Here is a 14,912-nt window from a genome sequence, read left to right on the forward strand (position 1 = left end):
ACCTACTCCGGTTCGGGCGGGGCGTAATAAGGCGCTGCGGCCGCTGGCATCATGTCCATTGAAATCTCAATCCCGTGTTCAGCGGCCAGCTGTCCGATCACGGCTCCCGCCGCCTCAGGCGATGTCGGCTTTTCTTCAGCGAGGCGCGGGCTCACACTTTGCAGAAACTGCTCGAATGAGGCCCCGGTGGTGATCATGAGGAGCTGGGTCTCAGTGTCAGAGCCGTTCCAGAACATGTGAGCGTTGCCGCGCTTCAAAGCCGCAAAGTCACCGTCAGAGATGCGTTTGACAGAGCCGTCAGAGAGAATATCCAGCGTACCTTCAAGCACATAGAAGTACTCATCTTCCTGAGAATGCGTGTGCGGCGGAGACCCAGGACTTTGGGGTGGCAGGATGAACTCATAAATCGTCACTTCGCCCATGCTTTCTTCAGACGATAGCAGCAGACGCACTGGGTGAAACGGGTTCTCTACCGCCGCACCGGTTTCCGCCAGCACGAGCTTGTCCGTGTGGTGATGCTGATGATGGGCCGCGTGCCCTTCATGTTCACTGTGCTCGGCATGCTGGCTATGCGCGCCTTGCGGCTGGTGCTGAGCATGCGCGCTATGGTCCTGCGCTGCTGCGGACATGGTGGCCCCAAGCGTAAGCACACAGCCTAGAATGATCCTGAACATAACTCCCCCCTGTTTTTTTATAGTGCGCTCGGTTTTATCCGGCTTCCAAAACCAGACAAGCTTGACGAGTTGGTGCGATGGGAACATTATAAGAACAAACCAGAAGAGCGGGCAGATGGCTTTCTACGTCTACATCGTCACGAACCAGCGGAACGGCACGCTCTATATCGGCCATACCGACGATATCGAACGCCGTGCGCATGAACATCGAAATGGCGTTTTGCGCGGCTTTGCGAGCAAATATGGCTGCAGGCGCCTTGTCTGGTACGACACATTCGATACGAGGGACGCCGCGCTGACACGTGAGCGGCAGATGAAGGCCTGGCGCCGCGACTGGAAGATTTCCCTGATCGAGAAAGATAACCCGGGCTGGCGGAATCTGGCTGACGATTGGCACCCATTGGGCGCGCGTCACTATCGAATGCCTTATCACCCAGCCGCCATGGATCCTGACTTTCGTCAGAAGGGCGGCCAATCTAACACTCAATCCAAAACCATAACCGCCGCCCCAGCGAAAGCTGGGGCCCATGGCGGCTGGGGTGACACGCCAGAGGTGGCGAGATGAAACGCGTTGAGGAAGCCCCGCTATTCGGACTGACGGCGCCAGCCCGACCTTTCGTTTCCGACAAGCCGCACTGGCAAGGCCATCGTGACCGGCTGCGGACAAAGCTGATTGAGCGCGGCGCGATTGCGCTGGAGGATTATGAGCTTCTGGAAACGCTTCTTTTCGCTTTCATCCCTCGGCGGGACGTCAAACCGATATCGAAAGCACTGCTGGCGCGTTTCGGGTCGCTGAGCGCAGTGCTGTCCGCCAGGCCAGCGGACCTCATCAAGGTTTCGGGTGTCGGCGAAACCGTCGCTGCCTATCTCAAAGCTACTGCAGAGATTGGCGCGCGCGCTTCGCGGGAGACGCTGGCTTCACGAACCATAATTTCGAGCTGGTCCGCCTTGACCGACTATGTGAAGCGCGAGCTCCAGCATGAAGGCCGGGAGCAATTCCGTGTCCTCTTCCTCGACCGAAAGAACCAGCTGATCGTCGATGAGATCATGGGGCACGGAACGGTCGATCACGCCCCTGTCTACCCGCGCGAGATTGCGCGGCGGGCGCTGGAGATGCAGGCTTCAAGCCTGATACTTGTCCACAATCACCCGTCAGGCGACCCGACGCCATCGCGCGCAGATATCGACATGACCCGTGCAATCATCGATGCGCTCGACGCGCTGGAAATCACCGTTCATGACCATCTCATCGCCGCCAGGGGCGGCGTTACCAGCTTCAAGGCGCAGGGTCTAATCTAGAGCGCTTGCATCCATGCTGCTGCAAGGGATGGCTGTTGTTGCCAAAATCCGCTATGAGTGCCCATCGGCCCGTCATGTGCATAAGGTACTTTCGACTGCGGCCGGGCCGCAATTTGGTTGCGGCCGACGATATTGACCGAAAGCCCCCCTAAATGACCGACCAAACTGCCATTGTCCCTGCGCTGGGCCAGGCTCTTGCTGCGCGTGGATATGACCAGCTGACCCCTGTGCAATCTGCCATGCTCGATCCGGAGATCGCGGCGGCAGACCTACTCGTCTCCGCACAGACAGGTTCTGGCAAAACGGTGGCTTTCGGTATTGCCATGGCCCCATCCCTGCTGATGGGCGCCGAGAAGCTTCAACGTCCCGGGTCCCCGCTCGCACTGGTCGTTGCGCCGACACGCGAACTCGCCGTTCAGGTTCACCGGGAACTGAACTGGCTATATGCAGAGGCAGGCGCGCGTGTCGTGTCCTGCGTGGGTGGTATGGATCCGCGCGAAGAGCGTTCTGACCTGTCAAAGGGCGCCCATATCGTTGTTGGCACGCCTGGTCGCCTCGTCGACCATCTCAATCGCGGCAGTCTCGTGCTCGACGACATTCGCGTCGTTGCGATGGATGAAGCTGACGAGATGCTGGATCTTGGTTTTCGCGAGGAGCTGGAAACCCTTCTGAGCGCCGCGCCGGAAGATCGCCGCACGCTTCTTTTTTCGGCTACCGTTTCAAAGCCGATCGCGCGCCTCGCAGCGACGTTCCAGCGCGACGCGATCCGCATCAATACCATTTCAGATTCAGACCAGCACGCCGACATCGATTACCGCGCGCATGCCATCGCGCCATCCGATGTCGAGAATGCGATCATCAATGTGCTGCGCTTTCACGAAGCCAAGAACGCGCTCGTCTTCTGCAAGACCCGCGCAAATGTGAACCATCTTCTCGCGCGCTTTCATAACCGGGGTCTGAGCGTCGTTGCCCTGTCCGGTGAGCTGAGCCAGAGCGAGCGTACGCATGCCCTGCAGGCACTTCGCGACGGCCGCGCCAATGTCTGTGTCGCGACCGATGTGGCCGCACGTGGCCTGGACCTGCCAGACCTCGACCTCGTCATCCATGCAGACCTTCCAACCAATCGCGAAGCTCTTCTGCACCGTTCTGGCCGAACCGGACGCGCGGGCCGCAAGGGCGTCAGCGTCCTGATCGTCCCGTTCAAGGCCCGCCGCCGCATTGAGCGCCTCTTGCAGGACGCACGCGTTGATGCGAGCTGGACAGATGCGCCGGGCGCCGACGATATCCGCAAGCGCGATGATGAGCGTCTGCTCAATCACCCGTCGCTAACCGAAACAGCTAGCGCCAGCGACCATGAGATGGCGCGTATGTTGATCGACATTCACGGCGCCGAACAGATTGCCGCCGCCTTTGTCGCGCATCATCGCGCTCGCCGGTCTGCCCCGGAAGAGCTGATGGCCGTTCCCGAATACCGCCCTACTGACAAGCGCGACCGCCCGCCACGCGGTGAAGGACCACGCCGCGAGCGTACCGAACGCCGTGAACCGCGGGCCGAACGCAGCGATTTTCAGGACAGCGTCTGGGTCAATCTTTCCGTCGGTCGCAAATCAGGCGCAGACCCGCGCTGGCTGCTGCCAATGCTCTGCAAGGCTGGCGGCCTTCACCGCACCGATGTCGGCGCAATCCGGATTGAGGATGCCCATACACGCGTCGAGCTGAAGGCAGAAAGCGCGCAAGGCTTCCTCGAACGAGTTGGCCCTGATGGCCGTCTTGAAAAATCGATCTCTGCCTGGCGCGAAGGCGACAAGCCAGCCGGCTGGACTGAAGGCTCTGCCCCTGCTCGCAGGGAACGCCGTGACGATTCAGACCGACCGGCAAAAAAGCGCTCTGGCCCGCCATCCGGTCCGCGCTCAGACAAACGCCCCGGCGGAAAGTTTGTAGGTAAACCACGCACTGACGGAAAGCCTCGCGCTGAAGGCAAGCCGCCTCGCAAACCGCGGCCCGTCCCGCCGTCGCAACTCGAAGACCGCGCGCCTGAACGGCCAAAATCGAAAAAGCCCGGCAAGCCGAAAGCCCGCCGCTTTGATCCGACGGCTGAAAAGCCCCCGAAACGCCGCAAGCCAAAACAGGGCGACTGACGGGATCCCGCTGCCCGATTGGGCGGCGCCGCCTTTCTGTTGGCAGTGAGAAACGAACGGGCTCATAGTCGGGACTGACAGGAAAGCAGGACTGGGCACATGAACTGGACGTTGTTCGACTTTGTATTTGCTGGCATTCTTCTGGCGACCCTGGGCCTCGCGGTCGTTCTGCTCTTGCGACTAAAGCGTAGCCGCGCCTATCGCGCCGGGTTATTCCTGTTCATCGTCACCAGCGTGTTCCTCATCATCGCAAACGGCGCAGTCGGCGTCATCGGCGGATCGCATAATGATGCGAACATGCTTTATTTCACCGCCCTCGGTGCCGCCTGGCTCGGCGGTCTACTCATGCGGTTCCGATCCAGCTGGCTGTCACGCTTTTTGAGCGTGTTGGCCCTGGCCCATGTCTTTATCGCTGCGTCGGCGGTGATACTCCGCTGGGGTCAGGCGGGTGCCGCCTGGCCGTGGGATATTCTGATCGCAAGCGCCGTGTTTGCCGTTCTCTGGCAGGTCAGCGCCTGGCTGTTCGGCCTCGATGCGGAGATCCGCAGGTTAAAGGGTGTTCAAATCTGACGCCACGCTGGAAAACCGATTCTGACCCCATAGTATTCTGTACGAGACGCGCAGAATAGCGCGCCATATCGATGACAGGAGACACGAATGGGCCTGCTGAATAACGGCATCTGGCAAGACAAATGGTATGACACCGACAGCACGGGCGGACGCTTTGAGCGTCATGAGAGCCAGTTCCGCAACTGGATCACAGCGGACGGATCGGCCGGTCCGAATGGCAAGGCAGGCTTCAAGGCTGAGCCGGGCCGCTATCACCTATATGTCGCCTATGCCTGCCCGTGGGCCCACCGCGCACTGATCTTCCGCAAGCTCAAGGGCCTGGAGGACATGATCGATGTCTCCTGCACGCACTGGTTCATGGGCGAGAATGGCTGGACCTTCAAAGACGACCCGGACGGCATTGTCGGCGACAAACTGTTCGGCTCCGATTTCATGTACGAGGTCTATCTGAAGGCAGACTTGCACTATACCGGCCGCGTGACGGTGCCGACGCTGTGGGACAAGGAGCAGAATACGATCGTCAGCAATGAGTCGGCCGATATCATCCGCATGTTCAATTCAGCCTTTGATGGTGTTGGGGCGGCCAAGGGCGACTATTATCCCGCCGACAAACAAGCGGAGATCGACGACGTAAATGAGCGCGTCTATCACACTGTGAATAATGGTGTTTACAAGGCCGGCTTTGCGACGTCGCAAGACGCCTATGAAGAGGCAGTTATTCCTCTTTTCGAGTCGCTCGACTGGCTCGAAGACAAGCTGGGCACGTCGCGCTTCCTGACCGGTGACACGCCGACCGAAGCGGACTGGCGCCTCTGGACAACACTCTACCGTTTCGACCTCGTCTATCATGGGCATTTCAAGTGCAATATCCGGCGGCTCGTCGACTACCCCAATCTCTGGCCTTATGCGCGTGACCTCTATCAGTGGCCTGGCATCGCAGAGACGGTGAACCCGATGCATGCTCAGCGCCATTATTATGAGAGCCATGACATGGTGAACCCGACGCAGGTCGTACCTGTCGGTCCGGACATCGATTGGGAGGCGCCTCACGGACGCGGCTGACCCTGCGTTGTGCTGGACAGGTGGAAGGTCACTCGCCACACTTCCCGCCATATAAAACAGTCTTCCGGGAGGTTCTCATGAAATCTATCTGCCTGGCGCTTGGCGCCGTCGCCCTGTCAGCTCACCCTGCATTTGCTCAGGAGGCTCAATCAGATGCCGACTGGTATCCCTCAGAATATGGGGCGGATGACCGGCTTGGCGCAGTCGCAAATCTAAGCGCGGAAAAGACCGCCCGCGCCGCCCGGCTGATCGAGACCGGCAAGACCTATGCGCTCGGCCAGATCACAAGCCGCGAGACCCCCGCCTATGCGCCGCGCCGCTACGATGTCTATGTCATGCAGCCATCGGACGGATCGGGCGTGCCAATGGGCGAGAACAAGGCGGTCGGCAATGACGACCTCGTCCAGACCTTTGTCGGCATTGGCAGCCAGATCGACGGATTAGGCCATATGGGCATTGACCATCTCTACTATAATGGTGTGCACGTATCTGAGTTCGTGACGCCGGCTGGTCTGACCCAGATGGGCACGCAGGATATTCCACCGATTGCAACTCGCGGTGTGCTGCTCGACATGACCGCCATCTTCGGGGAAAGCCCTGTGCCGGACGGCACAGCGTTCAACCGCGCCGAAATCGAGCAGGCCGCTGAGCGCGCGGGCGTGACCATCGAAAAAGGCGATGTCGTACTGTTCCACACAGGCGCCATGGAAGCGCATGGTGATTCAACCGAGCTGATGGCAACACATCCCGGCCTCGGCGTAGAAGGCGCCAACTATCTCGCTGACCTTGGAGTTGTGGCCATCGGCGCTGACTCGACCGCGCTTGAAGCCATTCCGTTCGAGAATCCGGCGCGTCCGTTCGAGGTCCACCAGACGCTACTGGCCAAGCGGGGCGTCTATATCCTGGAGAATATGGTCACAACCGAGCTGGCGGTTGATGGCGTGACCGAGTTCTTCTTCTCGCTCGGTATTCCGCGCCTCAACGGCACCGTACAGGCCATAATCAACCCGGTCGCTATTCGATAGATAATGTCCATTTGCAATGCCTGCTGCTACGGCCATGACTTCGGCTCATGGTCCGGCGGCACTTGCATGCACGGTATAACTGCACGACAACACGAATGAAGCGTCCGCACAGAGGCGATACGGGAGGTCTATATGAGCGATACGACAGCAACGGCTGGCCAGGGCCACATTACGGGTTTTGGCACAAAGGGTTACAGGTCCTTCGTCCTGATCTCGCTGATGCTGGTCTATACGCTGAACTTTATCGACCGCACGCTGATCACCGTTGTCGCGCAGCCGATCATCAACGAGTTCAATCTGTCGGATACCCAGTGGGGTCTTCTTGCGGGGCCTCCATTCGCTTTCTTCTATGCCTTGATGGGTATTCCCATTGCGATGTGGGCCGACCGGTCCAACCGGGTCATGATCATCGTCATGTGCATCGTCATCTGGTCGCTGATGACGGCGCTTTGCGGTGTGGCAAGCGGATTCATCTGGCTGCTCATCTTCCGGGTGGGTGTCGCAGTCGGCGAGGCAGGCTGTACGCCTCCGGCCAACTCGATCATCACAGACTATTTTCCGCCCAAAAGCCGTGCCGGCGCGCTTGGCATTTATTCCATGGGCGTCACAATTGGCGGTGTGCTGGCCCAGCTTTTTGGCGGCACGATCGCGGGCATCTCCGGTGAGGACTTTGGCGCCTGGCTTGGATCGCTTGGCGTCGGCGGTCTCTTTTCCGGCATCGACTGGAGCACGGTCGGCGGCTGGCGCATCGCCTTTGTCGTCGTTGGTTTGCCAGGCGTCCTCATCGCGCTGATCCTGCTTTTCACCATTAAAGAGCCGCCTCGTGGCTATTCAGACCCACCTGCTGAAGTGGACACGACGAAAAAGGTCGGCTTCTTCGATGCCTTTCGCGAATTCGGCGTGAAACCCACCTTCTGGTGGCTTTCCATGGGGGCCGCACTCGTCGCTTTTGTCGGCTACGGTCTGATCAGCTTCCAGGCCCCATTCTTCCAGCGGGTCCATGGCATTGGTGTTCGGGACGCGGCCGTCCTCTATGGCGCCCCGCTCGCAGCTGTTGCCGCAGGTGGCACCTTTTTTGGCGGTTTCCTTTCCGAAAAACTGGAGGGTCGTTTTCCAAGCGCCGCAGCATGGGTGCCCGGCGTTGGGCTGCTGATCTCTGTGCCAACCTACGTTGGCGCTTTCTTCGCCCCGACAATTGGCCTGGCTTTCATGCTCTGGATTGTCGCCGCCATTGCTCACTACGCCTATCTCGGCGCGCAATACACGGTGGGTACAGGTATTGTGAGCCCGAAATCGCGCGCAACCACGATCGCTGTCCTGCTGCTCATCGTCAGCCTTATCGGTAACGGCATCGGGCCGCTTTTTGTGGGCTTGATGTCTGACTTCTTCATGTCGGGTCAGATCGCAGCGGCAGGTCTCAGCGATATGGCAGCTACCTTCAATCCGCGCCTTTGCGGAACCGACCCTACCGCTCTGGGGGAGAATGGCCCGGCGCTTTGTCAGGCCTATGCGGACGGTCTTCGCTACTCGATGGCTGCCACGGCCTGTTTCATGGCCCTGGCGGCGCTCTGCTACTTCATGGCCGCGCGTTACTTCGGAGGCGACCGATACAATCCTGCTGTACCTGCTGCCGGTATGCATACCTGAAGCTGGCTATCCAGATTCGGGCCGCCGGCCGGCATGCTGGCGGCCCGAAAAATGCTTCACCTGTGAAATTTCTTCAGCGACTTCTCCGAATCTTCTGGAATCCGGACGCCCATTTTGCTTTTGTGGCGCGAATCGAGAGCAGGCCTGTCCGTCTGAAAATGAGGGCAGCGATCAGCGATGAGGGAGAAAACAATGTCGACAGTTGACCAGGCGGCCGGCGCCGTGGACGTGCCTAATTCCGGTTATGGGACAAAGGGTTACCGATCCTTCGTTCTTGGTGCGTTGCTGCTTGTCTATGTTTTCAACTTCATCGACCGCTCAATTATCAACATCCTGACCGAGCCGATCAAGGCGTCCTTCGGCGTTGAGGACTGGCAGATGGGCCTTCTCGGCGGGCCAGCCTTTGCAATCTTGTACACCATGCTGGGTATTCCAATTGCACGCTTTGCTGAGCGCTTTCACCGGGTCTGGATCATCGCGGTCGCGGTCTTCATCTGGAGCCTGATGACGGCGCTTTGCGGCGTGGCGACATCATTCCTGGTGCTTTTCCTATTCCGCGTCGGGGTCAGCGTCGGCGAGGCTGGCTGTACGCCGCCTGCGCAGTCGCTCATCGCCGATTATTTCGTGCCCAAGAGCCGGGCGACAGCCGTGTCGATCTATGCGCTGGGCGTTCCACTTGGCGGCATGTTCGCCGCCGTCTTCGCGGGCTTCATCGTCGGCAATCTGGACGGTCCGTCACTTGCTGCCCTGTTTGAAGCGTGGGGCTGGAACTGGATGCTTGGTCTTCTCGACTGGCAATCAGTTGAAGGCTGGCGCGTGGCGTTCATTCTGGTCGGCATTCCCGGGATCATCCTTGCCTTCGTGGTGAAGTTGACAATCAAGGAGCCACCGCGCGGCTATACGGATCCGGCAAGCGTGCAGACGCTCGAAAAAGCCAGCATGAAGGATGTCTTCAAGATCCTGTCTGAGAAGCCGACCTTCTGGCACATCGTTGCCGGAGCAACGATCGCCTCATTCGTCGGCTATGGCGTGGCTCAGTTCACCACGTCCTTCCTCGTGCGGACCCATGGGTTGAGCCTCGAAACGGCAGCGATTCTATTCGGCGTGATCATTGGCCTGATGGCGGCGATCGGCGTCTTCCTGTCAGGCTATCTCGCTGACCAGATGGCTGTGCGCCACCCGCGCGCGCTCTGCTGGATGCCCGCGCTTGGCATGGGGCTTTCGGTGCCGCTCTATGCGATGGGGTATCTCGCCCCCACGGTCTGGCTCGCACTGCCTCCGCTTATGGCTGCCGCCACGCTCCATTATTTCTATCTCGGTCCAATGTACGCCATTGTCGGCGGCGTCGTGGATAGCCGGATGCGGGCGACGTCCGTTGCGGTCACACTCTTCATCGTCAACCTGCTTGGCTATGGTCTCGGACCGCCGCTGATCGGCATCCTGTCGACATTCCTCAAGAGCATTTTCCTGTCCGGTAACGACCTCGGCATGACACTCGAGACCTGCAAAGTTGTCACAGAGCTCTCTGCTGATGCAGTCGCGGCCTGTGCCTACGCAAACAGCGAAGGCCTGCGCTGGTCAATCATAGCGTTCTGTTCGCTCTATGGGTGGGCAGCGATCCACTATCTGCTGGCAGGCAAGACGCTCGTGCGTGACATGATGGCGAAGGAGCTCTAGCCAGCTTGCCATGGCGGTATACACCCAGGTCTCCGACGATGCACTTGAGGCTTTCCTGGACGGCTATGACATTGGCCGCCCAAGAAGCTTCAAGGGTATCGCGGAAGGGGTAGAGAACTCGAATTACTATCTCGAGACAGGTCAGGGGCGGTTTATCCTGACCCTGTTCGAAAGAAGGGCAGATCCAAAGGATCTGCCCTATTTCATTGCCCTGAAGCAGCACCTTGCGGCCCGCGGATTTCCCTGCCCGGCGCCGGTGCCAGCCCGAGATGGCGCGCCGCTTCAGACGCTTGAAGGGCGCCCTGCCCTTGTCGTTACCTTCCTTGACGGCCTGTCGCCCAAGCGTCCCAATGCGGCGCAATGCCGGTCCATGGGCGAGGCGCTTGCCCGCATGCATGCTGCCCTCTCTGATTTCGTTCAGGTGCGCGAGAACGCGCTCGGGCCTGCAAGCTGGCCGCTTCTCTGGGAAGGCCGCAGCCAGACCGCCGAAGAGCTTCAGCCCGGTCTCGCGGCACTTATTGAGGACGACCTGGCAGAGACCGCAAAGGCCCGGCCGCAGAGCCCGCATCTACCGCGCGGAACGATCCATGCCGATCTCTTCCCGGACAATGCCTTTTTTCTCGATGACAAATTCTCCGGCGCGATCGACTTCTATTTCGCGTGCACGGATGCCCTCGCTTATGATCTGGCGGTCTGTCTCAACTCATGGGCGTTCGAGGATGGACGCGAGTATAACTACTCCAAGGGCGCCGCGATGATCGCAGGCTATGAAAGCGTCCGCCCGCTAGAGGAAGCAGAGCGCGCCGTTCTGCCGCTTCTTTGCCGGGGCGCAGCGCTGCGTTTCTTCATGACCCGGCTTGTAGACTGGACCGACACACCCGCCGACGCCCTGGTGCGCCCAAAGAACCCGCTGGAGTATGCTGACCGTCTGGCGTTTCATCGCCAGGCGAAATCGGCTGCCGATTATGGTGGTTAGGCAAATCGCCCAGCCATCGGCCTGATTTCGCCATGCTTTGTGCTAAGCACGACATGAGGTGAAGTGAGACGGTCGCGAGGGACGGTGGGATGCCGAGTTTTGGTTCAAATGGCGCAGTGCTCCGCGAAACGAATGAAGCGACGACTCGCGATTATGGCACCGCGGCGCCGACCAAGATCAAGCGCGTGCTCCTTGGTGTCTTTCTTTGCGGGATCGCCGCGAGCCTTCTCGTTGCCCTTATTGCAGGTATCGCTCTCTTCGGGATCACCATCACCACCGAGATTGCTGGATCGACGACCTATGGCATGTCTTCAGGAGACGGCTTTCTTGCCGGCGCATTCCTTAGCCTCGCATTCTGTAGCCTCAACTGGTTCGTTTTCTACATCGTCGTCCCGGTGACGTGGATCCTGCTCGCTTTCTCCATAGGCCGGTTTCCGAGACGCGGGATTGGGCGGCCCGCCGCCTATGTGCGATGGAGCGCCATCTGGGGCGCTGCACTGGCGGGCGGCGTCTCGAGCCTGTTCACGCTCAACATTTCGCTCACTGCCTGGCTAGGCGCATTGATCACCGGAGGTAGCGTTGGAGCACTCGCCGGTATCATCTGCGGGTGGTTGTTTATTGCAATCGTCCGGCCCGCACGGCAGTTGGCCGACAGCACAGCGGATGTGTTCTAGCGCCACTAGCGGCAAACAAGCGAGTTACGACTTTTCGACATGAAGTTTACCTTTGGCTGATAGCCGCGCCGCCCTAGGTTAGCTAAGTTTATAAACCGATAGTTGAGGGTGGAAGAATGTTGAAATTTTGTTTCGTTGGTTTGGCAGGAATTTTAGTATCTGCCGGCACGCATGCTAATGCTCAAGCAGCTTGTTTTGGGCCTGCATGCCCGCCTTCTGAATCAGATGGACCAGGTGGAGAGGGGTTCTTCGAGACTTACCGCGATTATTGGCCCATGGATTTGTATCAAGCGCAGATACAATGGTCGCTTACGCAAACCACGTCGTTTCAAACACGAGAGCAGTGTGTGGAAGACTGCAAACAAGCTTACCTGGATGATCTTGGAATTTGCCGAAATACACACGGTGTGCCGACACCCAGCGAGGACCCAGGAATTTCTCAATCGAGGATCAATTGCGCTGATGCGATGCGTCAGCGGGAAATCCAATGTATTAGTCCCGCCTCGTTGTTGAATTGCCCTGTAAGTTAAGGAGGGGCGGAACAACACCAAAGCGTTCTGAATATTAGGATTGGCATGGGGTTGCGGCATCGTCTTGACGGACATGCACCGTTGAGAGTACCGCCTGCCCCATGTCAAAGCTCATCGAAATCTGGACAGACGGTGCCTGTAGCGGCAATCCCGGCCCTGGCGGTTGGGGCGCTCTGCTTAAATCTGGCGACCATGAAAAAGAGCTGATGGGCGGCGAATATGAGACCACCAATAACCGGATGGAGCTCATGGCCGCGATTGAAGGGCTCAAGGCGCTGAAACGTCCGTCCAAGGTCCGCCTGCACACTGATTCGACCTATGTAAAAGACGGCCTGACCAAATGGATCCATGGCTGGAAACGAAATGGCTGGAAAACGGCTTCGAAAAAGCCGGTCAAGAACAAGGACCTCTGGCAGGCTCTTGAGACAGCCTGTAGACCCCACGACATCGAGTGGATCTGGGTGAAGGGTCATGCAGGTGACGAGGGCAATGAGCGCGCCGATGAGCTGGCCCGCCTCGCCGCACGCCAGAAGAAAGACGCCACAGCGTTCTAAGGCCTAAAAAAAGAGAGGCGGCGCCGAGCGTCGGCACCGCCTCAAATCTGTTGGCGCTCAGGGCGATCAGGCGTTCGCAGACGCTTTCCTGCCAAGGTAACCGCGCAGGCGGTCTTCGATGATATCGTGGGCCTCCTGCATGATCCGGTCGATCAGTTCCTTACAGGTCGGGATGTCGTAGATCAGGCCCGCAACCATGCCGCATGACCACGCGCCGGCATCCATGTCGCCTTCCTTCATGATCTTCGGATAGACGCCAGCGACTTCCTCGATGATGTCTTCGAACTTGATGTCGGAGCCGAGGCGCTTTTCCTTCTCAAGGAGGCGCTCAACGCCAGCATTGTTCAGCACGCGCTCTGTGTTGCGCAGCGGGCGCATGACGAGGCGGGTGTCGAGCTCGGTTGCAGCGACGATGGCCTGCTTCACATTCTCATGCACAGGCGCTTCTTTCGTCGCGATGAAGCGGGTCCCCATATTCATGCCCTGCGCGCCCATGGCGAGCGAGGCAACCAGCGAACGGCCATCAGCCTGACCACCGGACGAGACGAACGGGATTTCCAGCTCATCTGCGGCGCGCGGCAGGAGGATCATGTTGGGCACATCGTCTTCGCCGGGGTGGCCGCCGCACTCGAAGCCGTCAACGCTGACAGCATCGCAGCCAATCGACTGCGCCTTCAGCGCGTGGCGGACTGCCGTGCATTTATGGATGACCTTGATGCCATTGTCCTTGAGGATCGGCAGGACCTGGGCAGGGTTATTGCCTGCCGTCTCAACCGCTTTGACGCCGCCCTCGATGATAGCCTTTATATAACCCGGATAATCGGGCGGATTGACCGATGGAAGGAAGGTGAGGTTCACGCCGAACGGCTTGTCGGTCATGTCCCTGCAGCGCGCGATCTCATTGGCGAGGTCGGCAGGCGTCTTCTGCGTCAGCGCAGTGATGATGCCGAGCCCACCGGCATTGGAAACGGCTGCCGCCATCTCGGCGAAACCGACATAGTGCATCCCGCCCTGGATGATGGGATGCTCGATGCCGAACATTTCGGTGATGGCTGTTTTCATGGGTGTATACCTCCGGCAAAAACTGGTCCTTGCAACCTGCCAAATAAGCACGGGCCGCGGCAAGCCTGCCGAAGGGGAAAGCGGCAAGAGACTGCTATTAACTGCAGCCCCCTCCCCGACCACGTCTTCGCTAGGCGTAAAGAGAGACTTCGAACCAGGAGAACGCGTATTGTCCACTCCGACTGGCGGAGATACTGATTGAGCAAAACGCCGCCAAGGCGAGGGTACAGAACCATGAAAACGATTCTCGTGCACGGCGTGCCTGACACGCCGCAGATGTGGCAGCCATTGATCGAAGCGCTTGCGGAGGATGGTCACACAAATCTGTCAGCCCCTGCCCTCCCCGGCTTCACATCTACTCCGCCCTCCGGATTCGATTGCAGCAAGGAGGCCTATGTCAGCTGGCTCATCTCCGAGATAGAAGGTGCCGGTGACCCGGTGAACCTTGTTGGGCATGACTGGGGTGCCCTTCTGGTCGTTCGTGCGGCTTCTCTGCGCCCGGACATGGTTTCTAGCTGGGCGGTCGCGAACGCCCTGCCGGAGCGCGATTACGAATGGCATCAAACCGCCCGCATCTGGCAAACGCCTGTACTGGGTGAGCTATTCATGGCGCTTACAGGTAAGGATAGACTGGCAAGGTCTCTCGAGGCTGCCGGGATGCCCCAAGCGCTCGCCAGGCATGAAGCCGATCACTGGTCGCCGCATATGCGCAAGTCCATCCTCCGCCTCTATCGCTCGGCGAAGAACATTGCCGAAGAGTGGACCCCTGATCTGGACAAGTTGCCGGAAAGAGGACTTGTCTTCTGGGGTGATGACGACCCTTTCGTTCCTGTCGAGACGGCTCAGCGCTTTTGCGCGACCACCGGAATACCCCTTCATAGGAATGCGAATACCGGCCATTGGTCTGTTGTGGAAAAGGCTGCGGCATTCGCTAAGCTTCTCAAGGCTCACTGGAAAGACTGACGCGCGGTCACGGCTTGCACCCCGGGGCCGCTTTGCGATGATGAATGCCATCCATGAGCGG

General features: G+C 59.3%; 14 protein-coding genes. 12 read left to right on the top strand and 2 right to left on the bottom strand.

The annotated features are described in order from the left end of the window. Nucleotides 1–2 precede the first annotated feature (2 nt). The gene (locus D1224_RS00175; RefSeq protein WP_182482104.1) at nt 3–674 is read right to left on the bottom strand and encodes a cupin domain-containing protein; all 672 of its coding nucleotides are present in this window, start codon (nt 672–674) and stop codon (nt 3–5) included. A 115-nt stretch (nt 675–789) separates the two neighbouring features. Between D1224_RS00175 and D1224_RS00180 the strand changes: the two genes are divergently transcribed. The 11 genes from D1224_RS00180 (at nt 790) to rnhA (ending at nt 12,826) form a co-directional block, all read left to right on the top strand. After that, nucleotides 790–1,239 (top strand): GIY-YIG nuclease family protein, encoded by a 450-nt coding sequence (locus tag D1224_RS00180; protein ID WP_119377929.1) that lies wholly within the window; start codon nt 790–792, stop codon nt 1,237–1,239. After that, nucleotides 1,236–1,973 (top strand): RadC family protein, encoded by a 738-nt coding sequence (gene radC / locus D1224_RS00185; RefSeq protein WP_119377930.1) that lies wholly within the window; start codon nt 1,236–1,238, stop codon nt 1,971–1,973. The genes D1224_RS00180 and radC overlap by 4 nt, the downstream gene beginning before the upstream one ends. Nucleotides 1,974–2,125: 152 nt before the next feature. Then, entirely contained in the window at nt 2,126–4,111 is a 1,986-nt protein-coding gene (locus tag D1224_RS00190) for a DEAD/DEAH box helicase (RefSeq protein WP_119377931.1), read from the top strand. 99 nt (nt 4,112–4,210) lie between these two features. Next, nucleotides 4,211–4,681 carry a hypothetical protein gene (locus D1224_RS00195; protein ID WP_119377932.1) on the top strand — a complete coding sequence of 157 codons (471 nt, stop codon included), beginning with the start codon at nt 4,211–4,213 and terminating at the stop codon, nt 4,679–4,681. A gap of 87 nt (nt 4,682–4,768) precedes the next feature. After that, nucleotides 4,769–5,743, top strand: a complete 975-nt coding sequence (locus D1224_RS00200; RefSeq protein WP_119377933.1) for a glutathione S-transferase family protein — start codon at nt 4,769–4,771, stop codon at nt 5,741–5,743. 77 nt (nt 5,744–5,820) lie between these two features. Then, a complete protein-coding gene (locus D1224_RS00205) occupies nt 5,821–6,768 on the top strand; it encodes a cyclase family protein (RefSeq protein WP_119377934.1) in 948 nt (315 codons plus the stop codon). A gap of 132 nt (nt 6,769–6,900) precedes the next feature. Beyond that, nucleotides 6,901–8,415: a spinster family MFS transporter gene (locus D1224_RS00210; RefSeq protein ID WP_119377935.1), complete on the top strand. Its 1,515-nt coding sequence runs from the start codon at nt 6,901–6,903 to the stop codon at nt 8,413–8,415. Nucleotides 8,416–8,607: 192 nt separating this feature from the next. Beyond that, the gene (locus D1224_RS00215; RefSeq protein WP_119377936.1) at nt 8,608–10,092 is read left to right on the top strand and encodes a spinster family MFS transporter; all 1,485 of its coding nucleotides are present in this window, start codon (nt 8,608–8,610) and stop codon (nt 10,090–10,092) included. A 10-nt stretch (nt 10,093–10,102) separates the two neighbouring features. Further along, complete coding sequence (thrB, locus tag D1224_RS00220; protein WP_119377937.1) at nt 10,103–11,068, top strand: homoserine kinase; 966 nt, start codon at nt 10,103–10,105, stop codon at nt 11,066–11,068. 89 nt (nt 11,069–11,157) lie between these two features. Continuing rightward, complete coding sequence (locus tag D1224_RS00225; protein ID WP_119377938.1) at nt 11,158–11,742, top strand: hypothetical protein; 585 nt, start codon at nt 11,158–11,160, stop codon at nt 11,740–11,742. Between the two features lie 631 nt (nt 11,743–12,373). Further along, on the top strand, nt 12,374–12,826 hold the full coding sequence (gene rnhA / locus D1224_RS00230; RefSeq protein WP_119377939.1) for a ribonuclease HI: 453 nt from the start codon (nt 12,374–12,376) through the stop codon (nt 12,824–12,826). A gap of 66 nt (nt 12,827–12,892) precedes the next feature. On the opposite strand, the gene D1224_RS00235 is transcribed toward rnhA, so the two are convergent. Further along, nucleotides 12,893–13,888: an NAD(P)H-dependent flavin oxidoreductase gene (locus D1224_RS00235; protein WP_119377940.1), complete on the bottom strand. Its 996-nt coding sequence runs from the start codon at nt 13,886–13,888 to the stop codon at nt 12,893–12,895. A gap of 234 nt (nt 13,889–14,122) precedes the next feature. Here D1224_RS00235 and D1224_RS00240 point away from each other — a divergent pair, with 234 nt between their 5' ends. Further along, the gene (locus tag D1224_RS00240; RefSeq protein WP_119377941.1) at nt 14,123–14,851 is read left to right on the top strand and encodes an alpha/beta fold hydrolase; all 729 of its coding nucleotides are present in this window, start codon (nt 14,123–14,125) and stop codon (nt 14,849–14,851) included. Nucleotides 14,852–14,912 lie beyond the last annotated feature (61 nt).

It is taken from the genome of Henriciella barbarensis (assembly GCF_003576345.1).
Lineage (GTDB): Bacteria > Pseudomonadota > Alphaproteobacteria > Caulobacterales > Hyphomonadaceae > Henriciella > Henriciella barbarensis.